The sequence below is a fragment of the Tichowtungia aerotolerans genome (assembly GCF_009905215.1).
Lineage (GTDB): Bacteria > Verrucomicrobiota > Kiritimatiellia > Kiritimatiellales > Tichowtungiaceae > Tichowtungia > Tichowtungia aerotolerans.
In genome coordinates, this window is the sequence record NZ_CP047593.1 from 1,843,644 (window position 1) to 1,870,642 (window position 26,999).

The 26,999-nt window shown below is 57.2% G+C and carries 13 protein-coding genes; 10 read left to right on the forward strand and 3 right to left on the reverse strand.

Annotated features, from left to right (window positions below):
- Together GT409_RS07580 and GT409_RS07585 are read left to right on the forward strand one after the other, a co-directional pair.
- The gene (locus GT409_RS07580) at nt 1-1,509 is read left to right on the forward strand and encodes an alpha-L-fucosidase (RefSeq protein ID WP_160628498.1); all 1,509 of its coding nucleotides are present in this window, start codon (nt 1-3) and stop codon (nt 1,507-1,509) included.
- Between the two features lie 24 nt (nt 1,510-1,533).
- On the forward strand, nt 1,534-3,774 hold the full coding sequence (locus GT409_RS07585; RefSeq protein ID WP_160628499.1) for a discoidin domain-containing protein: 2,241 nt from the start codon (nt 1,534-1,536) through the stop codon (nt 3,772-3,774).
- Between the two features lie 49 nt (nt 3,775-3,823).
- Here GT409_RS07585 and GT409_RS07590 read toward each other — a convergent pair whose 3' ends face one another.
- On the reverse strand, nt 3,824-4,234 hold the full coding sequence (locus tag GT409_RS07590; protein WP_332882235.1) for a GFA family protein: 411 nt from the start codon (nt 4,232-4,234) through the stop codon (nt 3,824-3,826).
- A gap of 116 nt (nt 4,235-4,350) precedes the next feature.
- Between GT409_RS07590 and GT409_RS07595 the strand changes: the two genes are divergently transcribed.
- Nucleotides 4,351-4,650, forward strand: coding sequence for a hypothetical protein (locus GT409_RS07595; RefSeq protein ID WP_160628501.1), 300 nt, complete (start codon nt 4,351-4,353; stop codon nt 4,648-4,650).
- 138 nt (nt 4,651-4,788) lie between these two features.
- Here GT409_RS07595 and GT409_RS07600 read toward each other — a convergent pair whose 3' ends face one another.
- Entirely contained in the window at nt 4,789-8,979 is a 4,191-nt protein-coding gene (locus GT409_RS07600) for a chondroitinase family polysaccharide lyase (RefSeq protein ID WP_160628502.1), read from the reverse strand.
- Between the two features lie 268 nt (nt 8,980-9,247).
- Here GT409_RS07600 and GT409_RS07605 point away from each other — a divergent pair, with 268 nt between their 5' ends.
- From GT409_RS07605 to GT409_RS07625, 5 genes are all read left to right on the forward strand, one after another.
- Nucleotides 9,248-12,889, forward strand: a complete 3,642-nt coding sequence (locus GT409_RS07605; protein ID WP_160628503.1) for a polysaccharide lyase family 8 super-sandwich domain-containing protein — start codon at nt 9,248-9,250, stop codon at nt 12,887-12,889.
- Between the two features lie 135 nt (nt 12,890-13,024).
- Complete coding sequence (locus GT409_RS07610; RefSeq protein ID WP_160628504.1) at nt 13,025-14,767, forward strand: hypothetical protein; 1,743 nt, start codon at nt 13,025-13,027, stop codon at nt 14,765-14,767.
- A 146-nt stretch (nt 14,768-14,913) separates the two neighbouring features.
- Nucleotides 14,914-17,931, forward strand: coding sequence for a chondroitinase family polysaccharide lyase (locus GT409_RS07615; protein ID WP_160628505.1), 3,018 nt, complete (start codon nt 14,914-14,916; stop codon nt 17,929-17,931).
- 3 nt (nt 17,932-17,934) lie between these two features.
- Entirely contained in the window at nt 17,935-19,674 is a 1,740-nt protein-coding gene (locus GT409_RS07620; RefSeq protein WP_160628506.1) for a sulfatase family protein, read from the forward strand.
- A complete protein-coding gene (locus GT409_RS07625) occupies nt 19,671-21,680 on the forward strand; it encodes an alginate lyase family protein (protein ID WP_160628507.1) in 2,010 nt (669 codons plus the stop codon). The genes GT409_RS07620 and GT409_RS07625 overlap by 4 nt, the downstream gene beginning before the upstream one ends.
- Nucleotides 21,681-21,892: 212 nt before the next feature.
- Here GT409_RS07625 and GT409_RS07630 read toward each other — a convergent pair whose 3' ends face one another.
- Nucleotides 21,893-23,326 (reverse strand): sulfatase family protein, encoded by a 1,434-nt coding sequence (locus GT409_RS07630; RefSeq protein ID WP_160628508.1) that lies wholly within the window; start codon nt 23,324-23,326, stop codon nt 21,893-21,895.
- A gap of 198 nt (nt 23,327-23,524) precedes the next feature.
- Between GT409_RS07630 and GT409_RS07635 the strand changes: the two genes are divergently transcribed.
- Together GT409_RS07635 and GT409_RS07640 are read left to right on the forward strand one after the other, a co-directional pair.
- Nucleotides 23,525-25,219 carry a glycoside hydrolase family 3 protein gene (locus GT409_RS07635; RefSeq protein ID WP_160628509.1) on the forward strand — a complete coding sequence of 565 codons (1,695 nt, stop codon included), beginning with the start codon at nt 23,525-23,527 and terminating at the stop codon, nt 25,217-25,219.
- 2 nt (nt 25,220-25,221) lie between these two features.
- Nucleotides 25,222-26,997, forward strand: coding sequence for a DUF2264 domain-containing protein (locus GT409_RS07640; RefSeq protein WP_160628510.1), 1,776 nt, complete (start codon nt 25,222-25,224; stop codon nt 26,995-26,997).
- The last annotated feature ends 2 nt before the right edge of the window (nt 26,998-26,999 follow it).

The window sequence follows — 26,999 nt, forward strand, 5'->3', positions numbered from 1 at the left end:
GTGAAGCGAAATTCGGTGGTTGGATTGGGGCTTTGTCTGGCGATGCTGGGGCTCGCCGCGGACGGCGGAGAGCACGAATTGTTTGAGCCGACGTGGGAGTCGCTGGCGAAGGCGAATACGTCGCCGGAATGGTTCGAGGATGCCAAGCTGGGCATCTATTGCCACTGGGGCGTTTATTCGGTGCCGCAGAATTTTACGGAATGGTATCCGCGCTTTATGTTTCAGGACGGGCACGAGGTGCAGGATTTTCATAAGCAGAACTATGGCGATCCGGCCGAGTTTCCCTATCACAAATTCGTGCCGATGTTTACGGCGGAAAAGTTTGATGCGGCGGAGTGGGCCGAGGTGTACAAGTCGTCCGGCGCGCGTTTCGGCGGTCTGGTGGCGGAGCATCACGATGGCTTTTCGATGTGGGACAGCCGCTGGACGCCGTGGAACGCCAAGGCGATGGGGCCGAAGCGCGATGTGCTGGGCGAGCTGGCAGCCGAGCTGCGCAAGCGCGACATGAAGGTGATTGCAACCTTTCATCATGCCCGCCAGTTTCAGCGCAATCAGGGCGCGGAATCCGTGCAGGATCCGGCAGACAGTTTTGACAGTCATTATATTTATGACAAGCGCTACGCCACTGCGTCGGCCGAACCGGTGCTGCAGAAACTCTATGGCAATATGCCTGAAGACGAGTGGAACCAAATGTGGCTGGGCAAGCTCGAAGAGGTGATCGAGAACTATCAGCCCGACGTGATTTATTTTGACTCCTGGCTGAATCTGGTGCCGGAGGAATTCCGGCAGCGCTTCTGCGCGGCCTATTACAACCATGCCGCGCGGAACAATAAAGAGGTGGTAATTGTCTACAAGCAGGACGATCTGCCCGCCGACGTGGCGCTGCTCGATATTGAAAAGGGCGGGCGCATTGAGATCGATCTGAAAAAATGGATGACGGATGACACCGTTTCGTTCGGTTCCTGGTCCTATACGACCGATTTAAAGATCAAGCCCGCCGCGATGGTGGTGCACAGCCTTGTCGACATCGTCAGCAAGAACGGAAACATGCTGCTGAATATTTCTCCGCATCCCGACGGGTCGATCCCGCAGGAGCAGAAAGATATTTTGAGGCAGCTGGGGGACTGGCTGAAGGTTTACGGTGAAGCGATTTTTGATACGCGCCCGTGGACGGTGCATGGGTTTGGACCGACCAAGCCGGACTTCGGGCCGCACGGCGGCATGAGCACCATCAACTATTACACGCCGGAAGATTACCGTTTCACGATGTCTAAAGACGGAAAGGCGGTTTATGTGATTGTGCTGGGCCGGCCCGAGCCGGGCGGAAAACTGTTTTTGTGGAGCTGCGCGCCGCATCGCTATCCATTGCCGGGCGCGGTGGAGCGGGTGGTGGAACTTTCGAGCGGCCGGGACGTGGAGTGGGAATCCCTTGATACCGGGAGCTACCTTCATTATCCGGACATGGATTACAACGAAACAGCCAATGTGTTTAAGATTATTCTTAAGTAAGGTCGTCGCGGCCGGGAGTGGATCATGAAAAAAATGATGGGGTTTGTTTTAACGCTGGCGCTGGCCGGCACGGCGGCGGCGCTGGACATTACGCAGGAAAAGGTGGCCGAAAAATCTGTGGCGGAACGCCCGCGGCTGGTGCTGCCTGCCGGCGGTTGGGATGTTGTGCGGCAGCGAGCCGAAACGAGCGCGCGGCATCGGGCGTGGTATGCCGATGTGAAGAAAAAGGCCGATCAGCTCGCCGCCGCCGAGGTGAAGATCGGGCGCAATACGCAGGACGACCTGATGACGCTGGCGCTGGTTTGTCGCATCGAGGGCGACAAAAAATATCTGGCCAAAGTGGAGGAGATCCTGCCGGCGGCCTATGTGAAAAAGATGTGGAGCAAGGGCTGGAAGCTGGATCAGGCGATGGTGTCGGTCGGCGTGGCCGTGGCCTACGACTGGCTGTATGACGAGCTGCCGGACAGCCTGCGCCGCGCGACTGAGGAGAATCTGGGCAAAGTCAGTCTGCCGTGCTACCTCAAGAGTTTTGACAGCGACATCTGGTGGACCCGTGCCGAGCGCCCGGACAATGTCTACTACAACAACCATAACGGTGTTTGCAACGGCGCCGCGCTCGTGGTGGCTGCGGCGCTGCTCGACAGCAAGGAGTTTGCAGGGTCGGCGCAGGAGGTGGTGGCCAGGGCCCTGCCGTCCATCGAAAACGGCACGCTCAACGGCTTGCTGCCGGGCGGGGCGTGGGACGAGGGCTCGGGCTATTTCGGCTACGGCATGACCGGCATGACGCTCGGGCTGTCATCGGTGCAGAACAGCCTCGGCACGCTGTTCGGTTTGCTGGAGCATCCGGGGCTTGAAAAAACCGGCGCATATCTCGCTGCAACCACCGGGCCAGCCGGAACCTTCAACTACGGCGACGGCACGTCGCGCATCAACCCGGCCTACTGGATGAGTTGGCTGGCCGGTGCCGTCGAAAGCGAAAAGCTGGCGTCTTCGTTCCGGCACATGCAGGGGCTGCAGGTTCATCAAGGATCGGTGCTGGGCCTCTGCTGGGATGATCCGGCGCAGAAGGGCAGCGAGATTGCTTTCCCGCCGGCCGCCGGGTTTGGGCGGATTGAGGTCGGTGCGCTCCGCCAGCGCTGGGACGATCCGCTGGCCGCATGGGTCGGCTTTAAGTTTGGACGCCCCTGGCAGAGTCACGCGCATTCGGACGTCGGGAGTTTTGTCTATGACTGGGGCGGTGTTCGCTGGGCCGTCGACGTGTCAACGCCGCCATACCTGAAGGACTTTTTCAGCTATGAAGATCAGCGCTACCATTTCTATGGAGCCAAGCCCGAAGGCCACAATACGCTGGTAATCAATCCGACGGACGCCTATCAGCAGATCATCGACAGCGACAGCCCGATCGTGCGGGTGGAAGACGGGTCGGCCGTCGGCGACATGACCCCGGCGTATGCTGCGCACGCAAAATCTGTGCGGCGGGAGTTCCGGCTGGATTCGGAGAGCGGCGAGCTGATTGTGAAGGATGAGCTGCGGCTGAAAAATCCATCCAAGGTCTGGTGGTTCATGCACACTGCGGCACAGGTTGAGTTGAAAGACGAGGGCCGCATCGCCGTATTGTCTTCCAACAACAAACAGGTCGAAGTTCGCGTCGAGGTTCTGGAAGGACAGCCACAGCCGCGGTTTGTTGCCGAGCCCGCTCGGCCGCTTCCGACCTCGCGTGTTGTCCGGGGCGAATATCCCAATGAGGGGAAAATCACGCGGCTTGCGCTGCAGTTTCCGGATGCGCAGGAGCTGACCTTCTGCGTCGCACTGCGGCCGCTCGATACGCCGGAACTCCGGATGGGTTCGGTTAAGGAAATTCCGCTGGCGGCAAAAAATGTTCGCGTGAGTGAAGGCGATGCTGCCGCCCTGCTGGATGGCGATAGGGCGACGGTTTGGTCCGCCAACAGTTATATTGAACATAACGGAGACAAACAGTTTGTCTCCCAGTTTATCGATATTGAACTAGACGCACCCGTTGAGGTGTCGGCGGTGGGGCTTGGCTTCGATACGGCGTTTCAGCGGCGCTACGATTTCAATATTTATGTTTCCAATGATGGCAAAACGTGGGAGCAGGTGTTTCACGGGCAAAGCGGAAAACAGAACGGCGAACAGCGGTTTCGTTTTGCGCCGCGCCAGACGCGCTTTGTCCGAATCGAAGGCCTCGGCAACGAGCGTTATCAAAACCGCTTTAACAGATTGAAACTTTACAGTTGCGGTGATTAGCCGCGCAAAGGCCCGAGCATTTGTGGCAGGACCGGCCTCCGACCCTGCACTATTTTATCGAGGGCATGGTTTCAAAAGAGGGAATGTCTTTGGGAAGCCAGTCCTTGTGATCTCTCCAGTAAATGTTGGCCTTGGGAGAAAAGTCGAATTCGTTATCAATCGTTCCGGCGCGAAGATACAAAATGCCGGGGCTGTTTTCTGCTTTTGAAAATATCGGTGTTCCGCAATTCGAACAGAAGTTTCGATGGATAGGTTTTCCGCTGTCTCCACGGGATACATAGGAGGTGAGGGTGTTTCCTTTGAGAGCAAACGTCGGTTCTGATACGCCGACGATTGCGGAGAACATGGAGCCACTCGTTTTTTTACACGACTTGCAGTGACAGTTGGCCATGAACAGAGGTTCTGTTGATACGCTGTATTTAATGTTTCCACATAGGCATGATCCAGTGATTCTGCTCATTACAATATTCTCTATCTTGGTTGTATTTTGTTAGTAAAGAACGTTTTCCATTTGTGGAAGACGAGGTCGTTTCGCAATCACTCCCTGATTGACAACATTGTTTTCATAAGTCATGCATGTTAGTCAACGTCTTGTTTTTTGTAAATATTCTTTTTCGAAAGTGGACTGTGTTGGGAAAGGACGTTGGCGTCATATCCGGCGAATGCCCGGTCGGGGACCGGGCCTGCAAAACTATTGCAGTCGGTGTAGCTGTCGGCCAGGTGTCTCACCCGGCGAAGTCGTTTTTGCGTATTTTGCAGGAAAAAGTTCGATGTGGAGTGACCGCAAAAATGCGCGAAAGAGTCGCGAGAATTGAGGATTCAGGAGCGTTTAAAGAAGAAGCCCCACGTAAGGAAGACGTTTTAAACGATTCGTGATCATTTCGGGTGAGCACCCGGTCGGGGAACGGGCCTGCAACTGTAGGCCGGGGGCCCTCTCCCGGCGAAGTCATGTAGAGGCATTACGGCCAAGTTGGTGGGGCAGGCGAAATGCCTGCCCCATATTATATTATTTCGTTACTGGGCGGACTCGATTTCGAGTTTGATGAACTGTTTTTCTGTTCCGGCGGGAACGGTGTGGCGCAGGGTGGTTTCGACGCAGTTGCCGCCGCGGTCGATGACGGAAATCACGCCGGGTTTTTCAAAGAGGCTTTGGCGGGCATTGACGTATGGCGGGGAGACAACGAGGAGCTCTGCCCACTCGGATGTCAGCTCCGGCGCGCTTTTGACTGTCAGACGCAGCCCTTCGTTTTTGGACACGCCGTTGTTGAATGTGAAGGTGTAGTCCATGCTGTTGGCGTTCGTCGTGGCGGCGCGGATGGTGGGGCGCAGCTCGCCGCTGGCGGTCAGCGGGCTCTGGCCGAGGCCGTATTCGAAATGGTTGCTGAGGCCGTCGCCGTCATAGTCCGCTTCCGGCCCGCCGATGCTGGCGGGCTGGCCGGCGCCGCCTTCGTACTGCGCTTTCCACGCCGAATAGGTTTCCCCGGAGGAGAGGGTCATTTCAATGCTCTTGCCTTCCGTGCAGTCAAATTCCAGGACGGTTGCCTCGGAGGAGGTTGAGATGACGCGCGCGTTGTCGGGAACGGCCTGCGCATTCCAGGAGCCGCGCAGGGTGACCTGGACTTTGGAGACCGGACTTTCGTTTGCCAGATCGCCGCTGGGGATGGACCACACGTGGTGCGGCGAGCTGGCGGTTAAACGGAGGTCGGGGTCGCACACGCTGATGGTGAGCGCATCGCCTGTTTCGCGGGTCATGGCCAGGCACGGTTTGTCGGCCGCCGCCAGCGGGCCGTGCGCGACGGCGCCGGCGTTGAAGAGGGCGTAGGCGGTGGTTGTGGCGGCGGGATCGCCGGTGTATTCGACGATGTGCGCGGCGGCCGCGCGTTCCAGTACGCGGTAGGTCGGCGCTGCGGCGAAGGTCTGCATGGCTGCGGCGGTTGTGTCGACGAGGATTGCGTAGTGGTATTCGCCGGCGGCGTTCCCGTTGTATCCCGGCGAGGTGCCGTGGTCGATCCAGGCGGTCGCAAAGTCGCCCGTGGTGTCTTCCGTATTGCGGTTGTTGCGGGACAGCTGGGTCGTCCGGGAAATGTGCAGCGGCTGGTTTTCGGGAACATAGTAGCCGTTGGAGGCGGCATCGATCAGCCAGTGCGGCGCGGAGGTGTCCGCGGCCTGTTCCAGCGGGAAGGCGGTGGCGGCGGTTCCGTCGATGACGGTGGGTGTCGCCGGCGTCGCGAGATGGGTTTGGAACAGGGTGGTCGCGGTCGGATAGCTCGCATCCGTATTGGCAATGCCGCGGCCGAGGGCGACGATCAGGTCGTCAAAGAAGAAGAGGGTGGTGCGGCCCTGCACATTGCGGTCGCGCCACGGGTAGTCGTCGAGTTCCATCACAAACGCGCCGTCCCGGTTTTCCAGGCTCAGGCCGCCGGTGAAGCGCTTTTTCATCAGCACGTTTTCGTCCCAGCTCTTTTTGACCAGCAGGGAGGCGGGCAGGGTGATGGCGGTGGTGCCGGGAATCCGGTTCCAATCCCAGCCGTCTTCGACCACGCCGCTGGCTTCGCGCGTGACCGGATTGCCCTGGTTGAAAATCTGGATGCCGCCGTGGCCGAGGTAACGGCCGAACTCATTTTCATGGTAATAGTGTTCGGTGGAGGCGCTGTACTGGCTCATGCCTTTGACGCTGACCATCCAGTTGTCGCGGCGGTGGACGGAGAGCAGGCTGTAGTTGTGCGCCCAGTGGCCGGAAGGCGGGGCCTCGGCCGGCGTGCTGAGCGCGGCGGTCTGTTCCATCAGTTCGACGGCTCCCAGCGTGTTCATGTACATAATCGTCGGCTCGACGTCGGCAATATGTTCGTTGACCGGGCTGGAGGCGGGTTCCCACAGGCGTTTGAGCACGCCGGCCATTTCAACGTCGACGGCCGCGCCGGTTTCCGGGTTCCCGGACAGGGCCATGTAGGCGAACGACGGCATGATCTCGAGCAGGATTTGGTTGTTGAACGGGAAGCGTCCGCAGACGCCCATCGGGACGTCGTACTGGTTGCACATGTTCCGCAGTGTGAGCAGAACGTTACGCAGGTTCTTTTGAGAGTTGTCCGAAAGAGCAAACGGCGTGTCGTGCAGGAAATAGTTGACCAGCGCCGAGAGGTGGAACGCCTGCGGGGCATAGGCACCGGAGTACGGAATGTAGTGATGGAAGCCGGTGTAATCCGGCTTGATCGTGCCCATCCAGCCGTGCGCAATGGACAGCCCGTTGTTCTGCCAGAGCAGCAGCCGGCTCATGTCGCGGACCTTGGCTTTGAGCTGTTCCTCGGTCGCGTCGTTCATCAGGAGAACGGCGATCAGCCGGTTCAGGTAGATGCTGCGCAGTTCGTCGGCGCTGGCGCCGGTCCGTTCGGGATCGGTGTAGATTTTTCCCAGGTTGGAATACCAGCGGATGGCGTTGCGCTCGCGTTCCAGCCGGCCGGTCGCCCGCAGCTCGTCGCGCATCAGTACGACGGCGTTCATGTAGCCGGAGGTGCGCAGCGGTTCGAAATTCATCGATCCCATGGCGCTGCCCTCGTGCCAGCCCTGGTCGTGGCAGTGGTCGAGCAGGTCGAAAAACTTCTGTTTGGAGGCGTCGGAGCCGTTGAGTTTGCAGTCCATGGCCAGCGGAATCATGATCTTCTGGAAAACGTCCCGCCCGATATCCGGCGAGCCGCCGTTTTCTTTTGTGAACAGCGGGGTGCCGGTGATGGTTCCGTTTGCCCGCTGGATGTTCAGCGCGGCGTAGTTGTTCAGTCCGTCCTGGATATACCGCTGGAGCGCCTGGTGGCGCGAGCCGATGGGATCGAGCATGCCCCAGGTGATGTCGTCCATGTTGAAATAGGGGCCGGTTCCGGCGGTGACTAAAAAGCCGCCGCCGTCGATGATGCCGCCGACTCGGTCGGCGAATGATCCCGGAGTTCCTGTGATCGTGAGGGCGGTATCATCGCCGCTGTCGAGGGCGTTGAGCATTCCATTGTTGGCCGTGCTCAGCGGGGTCCACGAAACGCTATGGACGTCAAGGTGGCCGTTGAGGGAGAGCAGGTCGAGGCTGTCCGAGGCATACCATGCGGAGTCGGCGGCGGAGCGGACGAGGAAACGCATCTGGATTCCGGAAAAGGAGCCGAGGGTTGAAAACTGAATAAAGTCGACGGTCTGCTGTGTCGCGTTGGCCGGCGGCTGACTGCCGGAGGCGTCGAAGATGGTGTAGGCGTAGCTTCCGGCGGTTGCGGCCCCCTTGCGCCAGCGCAGCGATCCGGTGTCTTTGAGCTGGATGTTGTCGGACGAGCCGGCGTTGAAGCCGCCCCAGCGGTAGCCGGTGTCCTGGCTGGTCTGGACGGTTTCGTTGCCGTTGCCGGCCTTATCAATTGTTTGGCTGGTGCCGGAGATCGTGAACGATTCGGCGATGCTGGGTTTCGGCGCAATGGCGGTGCCCAGGTTCCAGCGGTCAAAGCGGTCGAGGATGGCGGCAAAGGCATCCCGCTCGGCCTGGCCGGCGCTCGCCGGCAGGGCGGTCGGCGGGGTTTGGCTCCATGCGTAGGAGCTGAGCCAGAGGCTGCCGGACGGTTCGTTGACAAACGGCTGCTGATAATCGCGCTGGCGCGAGCTGATGATGCTTTCCTTGAACTCGATGCGGTCGAAAAAGAGCGTTCCGGCCTGGCTGGCGGCGGGGGCTTCGATCTGCATCATTTCCAGCGTGCCGCTTCCGGAGTAGCCGGGAACCGCGGCGTCTTCCGTGAATTTTACGAGGACGGCGCGCCAGCCGGTAAAGTTGAGGCCGAATTCAAAGGTGTAGCGGGGATTGCCGGCGGCCAGTTCGGCGGCCGAACCGAAACGGAAGCTCAGGGTTTCATCGGATGCGGCATCGTTATAAATCCAGCCGCTGATCCCGCCCCCCGCGACGCTGCCCGCGGCGGCCAGTCCCGCCGGGTTGTTTGCGGTGAGAACGGCCGCGCTGTCGGTGCGGTTCCACTGCAGCGAGCGGGTTCCGTCCTTGAAATGAAGGGCGCTCGTTTCGAGCGTTGCACCGGGGCCGGTCGTCCAGGTTGCCGGGACCGTGCTCTCCTCAAAACTTTGTATCTGTCCGAATGCGAAGAGCGGGCAGAAGATCAGCAGACCTATATTTACGTGAAGGATATTTGAAATACTTTTCAGTTTATACGTTGTTCGCAGCTTTAATGTTTGAGTCATCAATTCACCTTCATTGTTAAGAACGGGGATTCCCTTGGCTTCACTTTAATTTGATCAAATCAAACTCCTGCGCGCGGGAGAGATCAACGGGCTTGCAGGTTTAACCGATTACTAAAGGGTTTTTTTTGAAAGAGGGGCTTTTGCGGCGGGGATGCGTTTACGGTTTAACCGGATAGGATCCCAATAAAACGCCTGTCTTGTTCATCTATCGTTTAAATTATGAGTTGGAAAAGCGGTATTAGACTGAAACCTGAAGGGCGTTGTTATAATGAGCAAAGCAGGGTTGGTAATTATAGCGGGTCTCGTATTTTGTTTTTGTTCGGGTGCTTTTTCGGCACTGACAACGAATGAGATCAATGCGGCGCATGCGCAGATCAAGGCGCGTTACCTGCAGTTTCTGAAAGGAACGCCGAGTTCATTTGACGGACCGCTGGGCACAGAGATTGCGAACCGGTTTGTCGGCCGGGTTGACCTGCGGGTGCGGCAGGCGCAGGCGTTTGATTTTTCTGCAGATGCCGATATTGTTTTTTCGCTCTTTCCGGAAGAGGTGGGGTTTGAGGAGGAAAAAGAGATTTACAGCGTATTCCTTCAAAGCTGGCTGCCGGGGCTGGCGCTGGCCTATACGGTGGATGCGCCGGGCAATTCATATTATCTCGACCCGGCGGTGAAGGATCTCTATTTCCAAGCGCTGGAATATCTGTATGGCCGCGGGATTAAGAGCGGCATGACGTTTCATCGGAACGCGACGCGCCAGCTGAATAATCCGCCGCCGCCGGGCTGCGCGAATATTGTCGATATGGAGCTGCGCATGGGTTCGCTCTGCCAGTCGGTGCTGCTGATGGAGGAGTATGCGGCCGGCGAGTCGATTTTTGAAGAAATGAGGGCACTGGTCGAATTCCTCGAAATGCTGGGATATACGTCGGGGCATGTGGAATATTGGATTCCATATAACCCGCCGCCCGGGCTGGACCATCTGGTGCAGTCGGATGCCATGCAGATTTATCCGGATGTGACTTTTGTTTCTGCAATGCTCAAGACCAATGTAACTGACCGGCACAACGCGCTGCTGGATGCGCAGAATGTATTTACCGATTCGCTTAAAATCGTTCCCGGCTGGGCGGATACGATCAAGCCGGACTTTACCGGTTTTCATCACCGCGGGATCTATGGCAACTCCTATACCGGCGGCTTCCTTCCGCAGGCGGCGTTCGGCGTGTATGCCCTGCAGGGAACGCCGTATGCGGTGGATGCGAATTCGGTTTCGAACCTGCGCGAGCTGGCGCTGACGTATCGCCTGTACTGCCAGAAGTTCGGAATGCCGTTTGGAATTCGCGGCCGTTTCCCTGAACAGACGAACCTGATCCGGGAAGATGCGTTCGGCACCTATGTGTTGTTCGCCTCTTCGCTTGGAATTAATGACGAGTCAATGCATTCGCTCTTTAAGCGACTATGGGACGTTACGGATGTGAACGTCGGGTTTGTCTTTGACGGCGGGCGCGGAAAGATTCTGCGTGGATTGTACCTTTCCAACATGCTGAAGGAGCTGGATGCATTGACCGCTTTGCCGGAAGACAACCCCGAGGGATTCTGGATGAAGCCGTACGGCGGGCTGGCGATTCATCGGCGCGACAACTGGATGGCGGCGGTGAAAGGATACGGCAAGTATGTTTGGGATTATGAAACCGGCGGCGGACAGAATGAGTACGGCCAATATCTCAGTCACGGAATGCTGACTATTTTTAATGGGACGTCAGAATATACCGATAAGGACAGTGGATATGATCTTTCCAAAGGCTGGGACTGGTACCGTCAGCCCGGAACAACCGCCGTGCGTTTTCCGCTGACGGCAAAACAGACGGACACCCATCGCACGTTCAGCCCTGAAACCTTCATGGGCGGCGTTTCCATGAATGGACAGAACGGAGTGTTTGGAATGATTCTCAACGATCCGGAATTCGGCGACGGCATTTCGATTAATTTGAAGGCGCGCAAGAGTGTTTTCTTTTCCGATGATTTGATCGTGATGCTCGGCACCGGCATTTCCGGCGGGGATGGACAGAACCGCGTGGAGACCACGCTGTTCCAGAGCTGTCACACGTCCGTCGGCCAGACGATGAAGAAGGACGGCGAGGCGTTTGCCGACGGGTCCGAAACCGTTACGGCTTCCGGCAGCATGACACTGGCGGATCCGTTTGGGAACGGCTATTACATCCCTGACGCGCAGGGGGTGAAGCTGTTTCAGGGCGTACAGAATTCATTTGACGACAACGGCAGCACACCGACCAGCGGGGAGTACTCGACGGTGGTGTTTGACCACGGCTTGTCTCCCGCGGCGGCGGAGTATGAAGCCGCCATTTTGGTCGGCGGCGGGGAAACCGTCGGCGCGCTGGCCGCTGCGCCGGCGGCTCGCTATCAGGTGCAGCGCAAGGATGACAGCGTGCATCAGGTTTATTTCCCTCAGGCGGATCAAACCGCATATGTGTTTTTCGATGCGGCTGCAAATGCCAGCAGTTTGGTTGAGAGAGTTGATACGCCCTGCCTGGTGATGACCGAACCGGTTTCCAACGGTTGGAAGGTTGCCGTGGCCAATCCGGATCTCGGGATTGTGGATGCCTCTCAGGAGATGACCTTTGACTGGATTAACGATGCCGATGAACGGCAGTACCTTCCCAGTACAGTGCAGCCGGTGGAGGTTCGGCTGCAAGGACTGTGGGAGCTGCGCGGAACGAACTCCGCAGTGTCCGTAACGAGCTATGCCGGCGGGGATACGCTTCTGCGATTTGATTGTGTCGACGGGGCTGAAGTGGCCGTGGAGGTGGCGGCGTTCGGCGAGGAGACGGCGGCGCTCGATTTCAGACAGATTGCTTTTGAAGATGATTTTAACAGTTATGCTGCGGATGCGCCGGTTCCGGTTGATGGTCAATGGACCTCGGTCAGCTATTATGAGCCGTCCAATGTATTTGTTCATGTGCGGACAGATACCGGAAATGTTTTCGGGGAAGGTGCCGGTAATAAATATCTTGGCTGCCGCGATGCCGGAGGGCGCACATCAAATCTGTTGGCCCAGGATATTCTGGATGCCGATGCGGTGCGCGTGAGCTTTGATTTTATGGAGCCGGACAACGAGCTGACCGGGGCGCTGTCGGTTCGGGTTGGTGTCAACAGCGTGAAGGTTGCTGATGAAGATGTTGTCGGAGGAATCCGCCCGGTCGATGGTTTTTTTGATCCGGCGGGGACTTATGAATGCGGCGCGGTGGTACACGCGGATATATATTTCAATGAGCAGTCCGCAGAGATTACTTATATTGCGCCGGATGGAAACCCAAGCACGTTGGCCGCCGGTAAAATGGATGTCTGGTTGAATGGAATCAACACCGGGGACGATGTGGTTAATGATCGGTTTCTTGGCACGGCCAGTCTGTCGCCCATCAGGAGTCTGCGGTTTGAAACCTACTCTGCCGGACAGAATGAGGTTTGGTTTGATAACCTGGAGGTGGCGGTGGGGGTTCCCGTTGTTGTCGGGGATCCATTTGCAGTCTGGGCTGTTGAGTATGGATTGGTCGGGGACGATGCGGCGCAGACGGCCGATCCGGATGGCGACGGAATGAATAACCTGTTGGAATTTGCCCTTGGAGGTATTCCGACCAACCGCAGTGATAGCGCGGCTATCTTACCGATTCTTGGGGAAATCAATCCTTTCTTTTTCGAGTACATCCATCGCCGGCGGGTGGATTCTACGCTGAAATACAGTGTCGAGCGAACCGGTGATTTGGTGTCCGGCAACTGGGCGACCGGCGGCGTAGCGGTGACCGGTTATGGGCCGGATGGCGAAGGGTTTGAACGGGTTACCAATTCTGTGCCGGCAGAGGGCGCAAACCAGTTTGTCCGGTTGAAAATTACCGGCGAATAGGGTTTACGGTTAAACCTGAAGCGTCCGCAAAAAATCTGGAGAACCTTGACAGATCGTGGCAGAAACGAAACTAGCCCGGGGGGCTTAATAGATAATCAAATAGGAGCCAGCTTACTAATAGAAGGAGGCAGGGAAATGAATACAATGACAGCAATCAAAATATGGACACTAGCTATCATCGCAGGTTTTGTTGTTCAGGCAAATGCAATTGAAACCCGGTTTAATACGGGCGGAAGTTGGACCAATGCTGCAAACTGGTCCGAGGGGGTTCCAACTATCAACGATCTGGCGCGCCTGCAGAATCCTGTGGTAGCCGACATCGACTCGGTCGAGGTGATCGGCGGACTCAATTTTCGCGGAGATGTGAATTTGGGAGAATCCATTATCAACATTAATAACGGTGGATCGCTGACATCGGACGGGACTCAGTTTGCCGGAATCAACCGGATTGGTTCGGACGGAGATGCAACCCTGAATATTAATGACGGCGGAACGGTTAATTTTTCAGGAACAGCTGCTTTTGAAGTGGGGGAAAACAGCAGTGACTCGGGATATGTCAATGTGAATACCGGTGGCGTGCTGCAGGTGTCGCAGGTTACGCATCTGGGGACGGACAGCGGTTGTGTCGGGAATTTGACGGTCGCTGGGGGCGCCGCAACCTTTTCTGACAGTCTGCTGGTTGGTAATTCTTTAGGAGGAACGGGGGTGGTCACGATCACGTCCGGTACGTTGACAATAAATACGGTTCTTCAGATGGCGTACAGTTCCGACGCAGCTGTCGGTATTGTGGAGATGAGCGGGGGAACATTATTTCACAATAATGGAACCATGCTGGTCGGTCGTAAAGGAGTTGCGAATTTTAATCAGTCAGGTGGCGAGGTTAATGCCAAGGATATCGTGGTGGGAAATATGGCTGGAGGAAACGGCGCAATGAATATTTCCGGAGGAACGAATCTTCTGAGCGGTGCGATGACCCTGGCGCGTGTTGATGGCGCAGTCGGTGCGCTGAATATGAGCGGCGGGTCGATGATTGTTAGCTCAATGTTGGTTGGTAAAGAACTGGGTTCGGTTGGAACACTCACCTTGAGTGGTGCAGATACATATCTCAAAGCATCTTCTCTTTCTCTGGGGGACGTCGGAGCCAGCGTAAGCAGTTCGATTGTCGTGAATGACGGAACCTTTCAGGTTCATGCAATTCAGTCGGATTCCAACAGCGCTGAAGAATCAATTCACGTTGCTGGTGGTGTGTTGAAGCTGCGTCACATTAGCGGAGCGACCGGATTTGATGATGCGGTGGCCCTGATTGACGCCGGCGTTCTGACCTGGGATAAAGGCGCGCTGGGGACGTTGGCTTCGACCATTGATCCCGCAACAGCAACCATGTCCTGGACCAATGAGTCAGGAATCGTCCTGTATGCCGATACCAATACGAACAATACCCATTATTATTATATGTGGGCAGAAGCGGAAATGCCGGTGCCGACGTTCAGTGACTGGTCGACCGATTTCGGGATGACCAGCAATAATACGTATGCGGATGACTTCGACGGCGACTTCCTCAGCAATCTCGCTGAATATGCGCTGGGCAGCAATCCGACGGATGCCGCGGATGCCGGTGCGGTTTCCGCTGTAAACGGTGAAAACTTCCTCTATATCTACAACCGTCGCACGGATGCGGTGGATCGCGGCTTGACCTATGAGATGCAGAACGCAGATCTTCTGTCCAGCGGAACCTGGACGAATGAATATGTGGAAGTCGGAACATCCGCTCCGTTCACCGATGCGCTGGGGGATGAGTTTGAAACAGTCACCAACAGCATTTCGATGAGCGGCAAAGACATGGGATTTGCCAAGCTGAAAATCACGATCAGCGAGTAATCATCTCATCTTGCTCTTCGGGCCCGGATGCTGAAATGCTCCGGGCCTTTTTTTGTCCTGAAGGTTTACGGATAAACCGCTGTCCTCATTTTCGGGACAATCGTCTGTCGATATGTTATTTCCAGACAATCGGGAAAGGATTTCAGATGAACAGAAAAACCGCAGCGCTCTTCCTATTTTTGCCGCTGGTTTCTTTGAGCAGTGTGTTCAACGAATATGCCGACAAAATCACAACCGGCACATACAGCTTCGAAAATCCCGACCCGTTGAAGGGCTGGAATGCCGTCAACGGATCGGTTGGGATCAGCTCAAAACGCGCCAAGGTTGGAGATGTCTCTGCATTGTGGGCCTGGGAGCAGGGCGGTGGCCTTATTCTTGAAAATCCGAAGGGTCTCAAAGAAGCCTGCGAACCGTATGATGGCGGCAGCCCGGAGAAGTATGAACGCAAATACGTAAAGCCCGGCCTCGAAGGCGGCGTCAAACTATGGGTCTACAATGAAGTCCCGTCTGACTCGCAGCTTTTCCTTCAGGTCGGACACGACACAGATTCGGTCATCATAAACCCGCGCTACCGCATTCCGGTCAACCTCAACTTTAAAGGCTGGCGCGCCATCTGGGTTCATTTTGAACAGGATGCCCGGGTTGAGGGTTACGCCGGACCCGAAGAGATGAACTGCATGGCGCTGGTTCCGGGCGCAGGAACCTCCGGAGCGCTGTACATTGATTGGGTGAATTTTGTTTCCTACATGTCGCTCAAACGCCATTCGGACTGGCAGGTAACCAATAATAAGCCGACAGAGGAACGCTACGATTCTTATGTGGTTCTCGAATACGATCAGGGACTCAGAAACCTGAAAACCGCATCGTTCGGGGAGCAGCAAAAATCCGCCTTCCAGACGCTCGAAGAGCGCTACGAATTCCTCGTTCTCGGTTCGGAGCAGGGGCGGAGCCCATGGCTGCAAAAGTTCAACGCGCAGCTTGAAAAGAAATACCGTACGGCGCACAAAACCTTTCAGGGGTTGGGCATTTCACAGAAAGACGGGGTGCTGAACGGTGAGCCGTTGTTTGCGATTCGCGACGAACATGCCTTGGAAGGCTCTCCGATCTATCAGAACCTCGGGGCGCCACTGCTGTTCCCGCTGGCGCTTGAATATCGCCTGACCGGAAATCCAAAGGCGCTCGATCAGCTGATGACGGCGCTCGACTATTTGGCGGATCAGGGCTGGGCCGCCGGCAGCGCGCTCGGCACTGCAGACCATCGAATTCGTGTCAACGGTTACGCCAATGCGGTTGCGCTGATTCGCCAAGAGCTGGAAGAGAGCGGCCGCCTCGGGCGCGAATCGGAAAGCCTGAAATGGTTTTCAATGCTCGGCGCCGCATTCTGCACGCCGGAAGGCGAAGGGGTGAACACCGACCTGATTCGCGGCGGCGCCATTCCCAAGCTGCTGGCCGTCATGCTTATGCCGGACGGTTCGGAAAAAGCCGGAGCCATGAGCGGGCTCGTAGACTATTTCAATCAGGTCTGTGCGTTTGCGCCCGGATATTCGGATACGATCAAGCCGGACTATTCGCTCTATCATCATCGCTCGGCCTATCAGTCCGCTTACGGCGTCTCAATGCTCACAACCATGACGCTGATCGACTGGATGCTCGACGGCACGGTGTACCAGCTTTCGGCGGAATCAAAAACCAACCTGCGCGAAGCGCTCAAGGCGCAGCTGGCCATGGCCAGCAAGTATGACCTGCATCCCGGAGTCAGCGGTCGAATCCAGACCCGCCGCGCGCTCAACACGCACCTGCTTCCGGCCTATGCGTTTATGGCCGGTCTCGAAGGGGAGTTTAAGCGGCTTTACGAGCCGAAGTGGAATACCCTCGGGATGCCCGGGCTGACCTACAGCGGGACGCTTGGAACCGTGGAGCAAATGGCGCGGCGCGCCGGGCTGGATGTCGAGGGCGTCGGGGCGCCGGACGGGCATTTCACCTTTCCCTATGCCGCTTATTCGACGCATCGCCGCGACGGCTGGATGGCTGCCGTGCGCGGCTGGAGCCAGTACGTCTGGGATTTTGAGTCGGGCAGCAAGAGTGAGAACGACCTCGGCCGTTATCTCAGTCACGGCGCGCTGTTTATCATTTCCGAAGAGGGGTTTGTGAAAAGCGCGCAGGATCTCGACACCGGCTATCACTGGGGCTTCCTGCCCGGTGCCACCACCAAGGCGCTGCCCGTTGAGGAGACGGTTTTTAAATATGTCGCCACGCCCAAATATCTCGAGTGCAAGCACCGCAATTATACGGACGAAACCTTCTGCGGCGGCGTCAACATGGCGGGCAACGGCTTCTTTTCCATGAAGCTTCACGACACCGTCGCGCCCGATGACGAGCGCATTCTGTTCGATGATTCCTTCCGCGCCACCAAGAGTTATTTCTTTGTCGATGACCGCATCTACTGTCTTGGAACCGGCATTGAAAACACCGATGAGCGTTTCTCGACGGCGACGACGCTGTTCCAGAATACGACGGATTTCGAGCCGCAGCTGAATGATGGGCTCATTCGGGATGCGACCGGAAACGCCTATGTGCTGATCGGGAACCCGGAGATCGAAATCTTTCGTGGCGACCAGAACTCCTACGGCAAAGGCCGCAAGCCCTGCAGCGGCCCCAATGTCCGCGCATGGATTAATCACGGCAAAGCTCCCTCAGACGCTTCTTATGAATATATGGTGGCCGTGAACGGCGCCAGCCCTTCCGTTCCGTTCGAGGTGCTTCAAAAAGACAGCACGGCCCACATTATTGACCACAGGAGTTCGGTTCGGCCGATCACTGCCTACGCCGTTTTTGAGCCCGAAAACTTTAAGGGGCAGGGCGTCATTGCCGCGGTCGACACGCCGCTGCTGCTGATGAGCGCAACCAACTCCGCCGCGCTCAAGCTGGCTGTGGCCGATCCGGATCTGCGGTTGAAAAAGTGGGGGCACAACATGTCGTTCATGCCGCGCGAAATTGTGCAGGCCGAGGCGGAACCCCATACGGCGTCCATCACGCTGGCCGGCGAGTGGAAACTGCAGCAGGCGGTGGATGGGGTTGAAATTATTCCCGGCGGTGGGCAAACCGGGGTGCGCATTGAGTTGCAGCATGGGCTGGCTGAAGAGCTGTTGTTCGTGAGGGATTAGAGTATGAAAAATATGCTGATGACGGGTTTGGCGATGGGGATGTCTGCGTGTGCCGCAGAAAAACCCAATATTGTGCTGATGTATGTGGATGACCTGGATTTCGATCAGGTTTCCATTTACGACACGGATTCGTTCCCGAGTTATACCGGCGCCCAGCGAACCGGCAACCTGGCGTCGAAAAACCTGATTACCGCCAACCAGAACGGACGCTTTCTCAAGACCGGCGAGATGAGCTGGCATAAGAATCCGACGATGCTGACGCCGAATGTCGCGCGGCTGGCCAAAGAAGGCGTGGTGCTGGATCGCTTCTATCTCACAACCTCGGTGTGCACGCCGAGCCGCTATTCCCTGCTGACCGGCCGCTACGCATCGCGTTCGCCGCGCCTGCTCAGCGAAAACCCGCCGGGCACCGTGCCGCTGCTGGGGTGGAATTCCCATATGGATTCCGGCGAAAACAATCTGGCCAAAGACCTCAAGGCGGCCGGCTATAAAACCGGCCTGGTCGGCAAGTGGCACCTCAACGACTACGACATTCCGGAAATCGATTTCGCGTCCGGCTATGACGGGCATCATGTCCGCAATGGAACGGGCAAGGGGCTTCGCCCGTTTCAGCTGGTCGGCTCCTATTTCCTGCCGACGGCCGACTACGGCGACCCGGCGGTGCAGAAGGAGGTCGGCCGAATTTACGACGTGATGCAGAAACGGGTGCAGCGCATTTCCGGGTTTGATGTGGTCGACCGCCTCTACTATGCCAACTACGGCGAGCTGCCGATTCCCAGGCATATGAAGGCCCATAATCTCGAATGGCTGACGGAGGGCGCACTCAACTTTATTGATGACAATAAAGATGAACCGTTTTTCCTCTACTTCTCTATCACGGCTCCGCACGGACAGTATTTCGCCGACTGGATGGAACGGGACTGGCGCGTCACGCCGGCGGGAATGCTGACCGAAAAGCCGAAGGGAATGCCGTCGCGCGAAAGTGTGCTGCAGCGCATTCAGGCCGCCGGCCTGCCGCCGCAAAACACTATGGCCACCTGGATCGACGACAGCCTCGGCGCATTGCTCAAGAAGCTGGACGAAACCGGCCTCGCGGAGAACACCATTGTCCTGTTTCTCTCCGATCATCAGTCGCGCGGCAAGCTGACCGTCCATGAAGGCCATCGGGCGCCGGGCGTCATTCGCTGGCCGGGGCAGATCCAGCCCGCAACACGGGAAGGGCGCATCATTTCCAACATCGACATGCTGCCGAGCCTGCTGGCCGCCGTCGGGTCGGTGCCGCCCGCTGACGCGGTGGTCGACGGACGCAACTTTTTCCCGATCCTCGGCAATGAAGGGGATTGGCGCGATCACCTGCTGCTGGAAACCTCTTACAGCCGCGCCATCGTTTCCAAAGACTGGAAATATATTGCGCACCGGCCGCCGCAGGAGGTGCTCGATAAAATGGAGGCGGATCGCATCGCCTCCGAACAGGCTGACGGAGATGGACGCCGCCACGTCGGCTGGTCCGGGCGCTATACGAATCCCGCCAGCGGGCTGGGCGTGCGCTTTAATGCCGATCAGGATTTTCCGGCATACTTCGATGCCGACCAGCTGTACAACCTCGCGGACGATGTGTTTGAACAGCGCAACCTGTATACCAATCCCGAACTGCAATCGAAGGTGAAGGAGCTCAAGCAGCAGATGGATGCTGAACTGAAAAAGCTGCCGCACGCCTTTGGCGAGTTCGGAGAGAAACTGTGAAATCCCATTTAACGATTCTGCTGGTTGTGTCGATGGCGGCCGGGGCGTTTTGCGGTTCGGTCGAGCAGCATGTGGCGCAGTTTAATTCGGAGTGGGCGGAGCCGCTGCCCTCCGATTCGCCGTTTGGCATTCGACGGATCGTCGCTCTGCTGGATCTCGATTTTAAAGGGCTGGAGAAGGTGAAGGCTGCGGTCGCGGCCGAAGATGATGCGCTGGCGGAGCGGGAGCTGCTGGCTTATTTCCGCCGCACGCGGATTCCGCAGTCGGTCGGAACGCTGACTGAGAAGAGTGCGCTTCACGCTGCGGATGCGCTGGAGCACCGCTTTCGCGGCAATCGGGATGCGCACCCACCGGTATTCCGGGGCGCGGACATCGACTGGACCGGCCGCGCGTTTGTCGATGGCCGGGAGATTCACGACGCGGAGTGGTACTATCAGTTTCAGCGGCTGACGTGGTGGCCGGCGCTGGCGCGCGCGTATGCCGCGACGGGTGATGAAAAATACTTTTTGGAATGGCGCTACGAGCTGGTCGACTGGGCGAGGGATAATCTTCCGATTACCAAAAAGACGCCGAAATTTGTCCGGCGCGGCATGGAGACCTATAACCGCTGCGAGCGGCTGGCGGAGGCGCTGCCGTTTATGCTGCAGTCGCCGAACTTTGATGCGAAGACGCTCGGTTTTTTCCTGGGCAGTTTTTATGAGCAGGCGGAGCATATCCGCACGGTTTATTCCGCGAAGGGCAATCATCTACTGGGTGAGTTGAGCGTCGTCTTTATGAACGGCATCCACTTCCCGGAGTTCAAGCAGGCCAATGCCTGGAAGAATGATGCGGTGGAGCGGCTTCCTGCAATGATGGATCAAGAAGTTTATCCGGACGGCATGAACCGCGAGCTGGTTTTCAGCTATCACAAAATGTATGTGGGTCTCTTTGCGCAGGCTTATGAGATGTTTAGGGAAAACGGCTATGCCGATCACTTGCCCGACTATTTTTATCCTCGCCTGCTCAAGATGGCGGAGATCTATGCCCACCAGTCCTTTCCGGACAATACGGACTGCCAGTTCGGGGATGCGTGGAAACCCCGCTTTCCCGGCACTCTGTACCGCAAGAATTTATCACCCTTCCGGGATGAGATCCCTTATTTCGACTACATGGTATCCGGCGGAAAAGAGGGAGCGCCGCCGGCGGAGCGCAGCAAGGCGTATCCGCTGAGCGGTTTCTATTTTATGCGTTCGGCGTGGACTCCGGATGCGGTCTTCATGCCGATCAAATGTGCGGCGGGCGGGCAGTGGCACAGTCAGATCGATAACGGAACGTTTGAGCTGTTTGCTTATGGCCGAAATCTGATGACGGATTCCGGCAGTTACATGTATGGCAGTTCGTCGAAGGAGGATCAGCAATGGCGCGACTGGTTCCGCAGCACGAAGGTGCATCAGACGCTGACGCTCGATAACCGCGATATCGACCTCAAGCCGGAGTTTGTTTTCTGGGATGAGTCGGACAATCTCGTTGCGCTGGTGTTTGAAAACCAGAGCTATCCGGATTTGCGGCACCGGCGGACGGTGCTGTTTATCGACAACAAATATTTCCTGATCCTGGACGAAGCAACCGGCTCCGCGGCCGGGACGGTTCGCACACACTATCAGTTCGCGCCGTGCGACTATGCAATCGACGGCCTTTCCGCCGAAACCCGTTTTGCGGAAGGGGCCAACCTGCTGGTGAAAAGTTTTCCGCAGGTCCGGCCGGTGGCCGTCGAAAAAGAGGACGGTTGGATTTCATACAAGCCGCAGGTTAAAGAGCCGCGCCCGGCCTGGAGCTACGGCGTCGAAAAAGGAGCCGATGAAGACAAGGTGGTTTTCCTGACCGCGCTGATTCCTTATCGGCAAGGTGAAAAACCTGGTTCCGTCGAGGCGTCTGTGCAGGACGACGTTTTCCTGCTGATTGTCGATGGACGGGAATATCGAATAGAGCTCGATGCGGAAAACAAGCAGCTGAGTTACTCACTCTAAGTTAAGCGACTATGTTAAGAAATATGATTGTTTCAGCATGTTTAACGTAGGACAGGCTTCCAGCCTGTCTAACCGCGCAAAGAGTCGAGCATGTGTGACAGGCAGGAAGCCTGTCCTGCGTTGCCGAGGTGTCGTACAAATGAAGTTAACTTAGTATCATTCAAGCTTGCTTCACAATTTGTATTCACTGCAGCTTAAATTGAAATCGAGGGTTATGATTCCGGAACCAGCTTCCATCCGCCCGAAACCGTGCCGGGAACGGTGAAGGTGTCGCCTGTTTTTTTGATCTCTGCCGCCAGTCGTTTGCGGTGTTCCTGGAGCACCTGGGCGTAGGCCGGGTCAACGGCGAGGTTGACCATTTCTCCGGGGTCATTCCGCATATCGGTCAATCGCTCGCGCAGCCTGCCGGTGGAGTAGGCGACGTACTTGTAGTTCTTTGTGCGCAGCATGCGGCCCTCGACCCCGGAGCTGAAACCGTAGGCCGGTGACAGGTCGTTTTCAACAACCAGCTGGTCCCGCCACTCTACCGGGCGGGCTTCGGCCAGCGGGCGCAGACTGCGCCCGTCCAGTTCTTCGGGCGCCGGAACGCCGGCGTAGTCACAGACGGTCGGAAAAATATCGAGACCGGTGGCGACCAGATGCTGCTCGTTCACAGCACCCGGGGTGCGTACGCCGGCTCCGCTGATGATGAACGGGACGCGCGCGGGTTCATCGTACATCAGCGTTTTCTGGTTCCATTTGTGGGCACCGTTTCCGTCGCCGTGGTCGCTGGTGAAGATGATGACGGTGTTGTCGTCGACCACCTCAAGGATTTTGGCGATTTCGGAGTCGACGCGCTCGGTGAGGCGGTTGAGCGCCCAGCGGTACTGCCGCCAGCGTTCGTCCGGCCAGTCGCGGACGGGATAGGTTCCCTTCTGCCAGGTTTGGTATTCGCGAATGATGTCCGGTTCGTTTTCCGGAATCTCGAAATTGTCTGGCAGCGCGGGGCACTGATCCGGTGGCGGGGCGTCGTCGATCGGGCCGTTCCAGAGCAGGGTGCGGCGCTCGGGGAATCCACCGGTGGCGCGGCGCGCCCACTCACAGATGTCGTGCGGGTTGACGAAGGAGGCAACCAGGAAGAACGGCTGGTTGCGTTTTTCCTGAATAAACTCAACGGCCGGTTCGGCGAAGTGGCGGTCATTAAACTCGTGCCTGCCGCCTTCTTTCATCATGGTGAATCCATGCCAGTCGGAGGTTTCGGTGGACATGGGGATATGCCACTTGCCGATGTAGCCGGTGTCGTATCCCGCCTGGGTAATGAGTGTGCCGAGCGATGTTCCGTTTACATTAAAGCGATCCATGTTGATGGTGACGCCGGTTTCGTGCGGCATCTTTCCGGTCATCATGGAGGTGCGCGACGGCACGCAGATGGGGTTGGCGCAGTAGGCTCTTTCGAAGCGCACGCCGTTGGCGGCCAATTGGTCCATGGCCGGGGTTTTCAGGTCGGGGTTGCCGGTGCAGCTCATGCCGTCGGCCACCTGCTGGTCGGTCATAATCCAGAGGATATTGGGCCGGCGCTTGCGGCTGCCGGGGACGGCGCTGGCCAGTCCGGCGGCGCCGAGAGCCAGAGTGGATGAAGTCAGGTATTCTCTGCGTGTCATATTCATAAAACAGACTCTCCTCTTTTAATACGGATGTTCCTCCTCTACCTGTTTGGAATGCAACCTGAATATTTAACAGAACCGGTTTATCCGTTAACGCATCAGGTTTACGAGTAAACCACTCGATTGATTTCCCCGGAGGCAGGAGTCGGTTAGCGTATTTCCTGTACAAACGGAGAATGGATTTCAATGAAGGAGAATACTATGAGTGAGAAGAAGACGTTTGTTGATGGTCTGGTCGACAAGATGACCATTGAGCAGAAGGTGGGACAGTGTTTTGTGATCGGGTTCTGCGGCACGGTTGTGACGCCGGAAATCCTGAAGCGCATTCGTAAAATTAAACCGGCCGGTATTCGCGCTGGACTGACTTTCCGCGCCAAGACCGCTTTGCACGATCCCTATGCGACCAGTGATGTGTTTGCTCACCGCGTGTTGCGCGACCCCAAAGACGGCGTAAAAGATATTATCCCCGGTCTGCTGCCGCCGCACTGCACCAATGAGGACTACTGCACCTTCCTAAACACCATGAAAGAGGAAGCACTCAAAGACGGCCTCGGCATTCCGCTGCATATCACAATGGATATGGAAGGCGACGTCAGTTGCGACTATACCCGCGGCGGCATCTTTAACTTCCCGTTCCCGATGGGCGCGACCGCATCCGGAGACCCGCAGATGGCTTTTGATACTGCCTGGGCCACCGGCCGCCAGCTCAATGCGCTCGGCGTCAACTGGCTGCACTCCCCGGTGCTCGACACCAATACCGAACCGAACAACCCGGAAATCGGAACCCGTTCCTACGGAGAGGACGCCGAGACCGTGATCAAATTCGGCACCAAAGGATACGAAGGGTTCAAGGAAGCCGGTATCATCACAACCGGGAAGCACTTCCCGGGACGCGGCGAATCCGTTACCGATGCGCATCGCGGTCTGCCAGTTATCGATATTCCGCTCGAGCAGATGGAAGAGCACCTCAAACCGTTCAAGGCGATGGTCGATGCCGGCATCCCGTGCATCATGACCGCCCACACGGTTTATCCGTGCCTCGACCCCGACAACGCCGCGACGCTGTCGAAGAAAATTCTGACCGACCTGCTCAAAGAAGAGTGGGGCTTTGAAGGCTGTGTCACGACCGACGACATCACCATGGGCGGCATTGTTGAAAAATATGAAGTGTCCGAAGCGTGTGTCACCGCGATCAACGCCGGCGCCGACCTGATCCTGCTGCGCGACGAAGCGCCGCTGATCGATGAGGTGTACGAAGAAGTCGTTCAGGCCGTCAAGGATGGCAAGCTTCCCGAAGAGCGTCTGAACGATGCTGTGCGCCGTTCGCTCACGGTTAAATATGAATACGGTCTGTTTGAAAACGGCAACCTGCGTGACGTCGCTCAGGCCGGATCCGGTATTGCCGATCCGAAGGTTGCGCAGATCGCCAAAGCCAGCGCCGAAGCGGCAATCAAAGTGATTCGCGACGAACAGAACATCCTGCCGCTGGCGAAAGATAAAAAGGTTCTGGTGATCGAACAGCGCTGCCCGCTGCACTACCGTACAGACTCCACCAAATGCCATCCCGGTATCTTCTGGGAAAACTTCTTCCCGTACTCCGAGGACGTCGGACAGGTGGAAGTCGAAATGACGCCGACCGAATACGATATGAAGCGCGTGATGAAACGCCTCAACGAAGTGGATGTGATCGTGACGACCAACTATTTCGACCGCCGAGCCCATGCGAAGGGCTCGTTCGTGGACGAAATTGTTAATGCCACCGACAAGCCGGTTGTTGTTGTGACCAACTCGCCATATCCGTTTACGGTCGCTGACAACTTTAAGACCGTGGTTTGCACCTACGGTGTTGCGCCTGAGTCGCTCACCGCCGCAGTCAAAACCATCTACGGAGAGTAAGCATGATGATGGCCTTCGATCTCCCAATCGCTGCAAACCCGCTTACAACCCGCGCTGATGTGCAGGAGGCGGTTCGACAGATCTGTGAACCGCTCAAGCCGCACTTCAGCGACGGCAAAGCGTTGGTCCGCCTGGGTGCAACCTGCACCAACTATGGTGAGCGGCGCTGCGAGATGGAGGCCTTTGCCCGGCCGTTCTGGGGGCTGATGCCCCTGGCCGCGGGCGGCGGGGAATCCGACTTCTGGGAGATCTGCCGCGAAGGCCTGCTCAACGGAACCAATCCGGATCATCCCGAATACTGGGGTGATCTGGTGGATGTCGACCAGCTGGCCGTTGAAATGCCGCCGGTCGCTCTGGCACTGGCGCTGGCGCCGGCGCAGTTCTGGACACCCTTCTCGGATGCCGAGCGCGAGCAGATTGTCGCGTGGATGGATCAGATCAACCACAAGGCGATGTCCGACAACAACTGGCGCGCCTTCCCGATTCTGGTGAATGCATCGCTTAAAAAAGCGGGCATGCCTTATAACGCGGAGGTGATGGAAGCCGGTCTTCAGCGGCTGGAGGATTTCTATCTGGGTGACGGCTGGTATTCCGATGGAACCGGTAAACGGATGGACTACTACATCCCGTTTGCCATCCATTTTTATTCGCTGATCTATGCCGGACTGATGGGAGATGAAGATCCCGAGCGCGCGGCGAAATTCAAAGAGCGGGCGGTGCTGTTTACCAAAGACTATCTGCATTGGTTCACAGCTGATGGCACGGCGCTGCCATTCGGGCGCAGCCTGATTTATCGCTTTGCACAGGGCGCATTCTGGGGTGCACTGGCTTTCGCCGACTGCGAGGCCCTGCCGTGGGGTGTCGTGAAAGGCATGTACCTGCGCCATTTGCGCCACTGGTTCAGCCAGCCGATTTTTACGCCCGATGGTTTACTTTCCATCGGATACGAATATCCGAACCTGCTGATGAGCGAATTTTATAATGGCCCCGGTTCGCCGTACTGGGCCATGAAAGCATTCCTGCCGCTGGCGGTTGCGGAAGATCATCCGTTCTGGACATCCGAGGAACTGCCGTTTCCAAACTTGGGAAACCTCTCTGTGCAGAAGCATGCGCTGATGCAGATTGCATCTTCTGAAAATCACGACCATCTGGTTGCATTGACCGCCGGGCAGTGGTGCGGACTGGACTTTGGCCATACGGCTGAAAAATATTCCAAGTTTGCCTACTCTTCGCATTTCGGGTTCAGTGTTTCCCGCGAAGCGACCGGCCTGGTGAAAGGCGCATACGATTCGATGCTTGCGCTGAGTGACGGCGAAGATCACTGGCGCGTGCGTCGCCAGTGCGAATCGGTGGAGATTACCGACGACGCTGTGATTTCGATCTGGAAGCCGTGGCCGGACGTTGAAATTGAAACGCGGCTTGAGTTCCGCGGGCCGTGGCATGTCCGCACACACACCATCAAAACCGGCCGTGCACTTGAAACAGCAGAGGGCGGATTTGCGGTCGAGCGTGAAGACGGATTGTCGCCGCTCACGGATGTGGTCGAGAAGGCCGGCGGCGTGCTGTACCGCGGAAGCGGGATCCTGAACGTTGAGGGCGATCGCGAGACTCAGGTGATTGAGCCGCTGCCCAATACGAACCTGAATCATCCGCGTACGGTCATTCCGACGCTGACCGGACATCTCGAGCCGGGCGAGCATCAGTTGATTTGTGCTGTGCTCGGTTTGCCGGATGCAGAACAGGCGAATCAGGTTTGGGCGTTACCGGTTTCCGATTGATG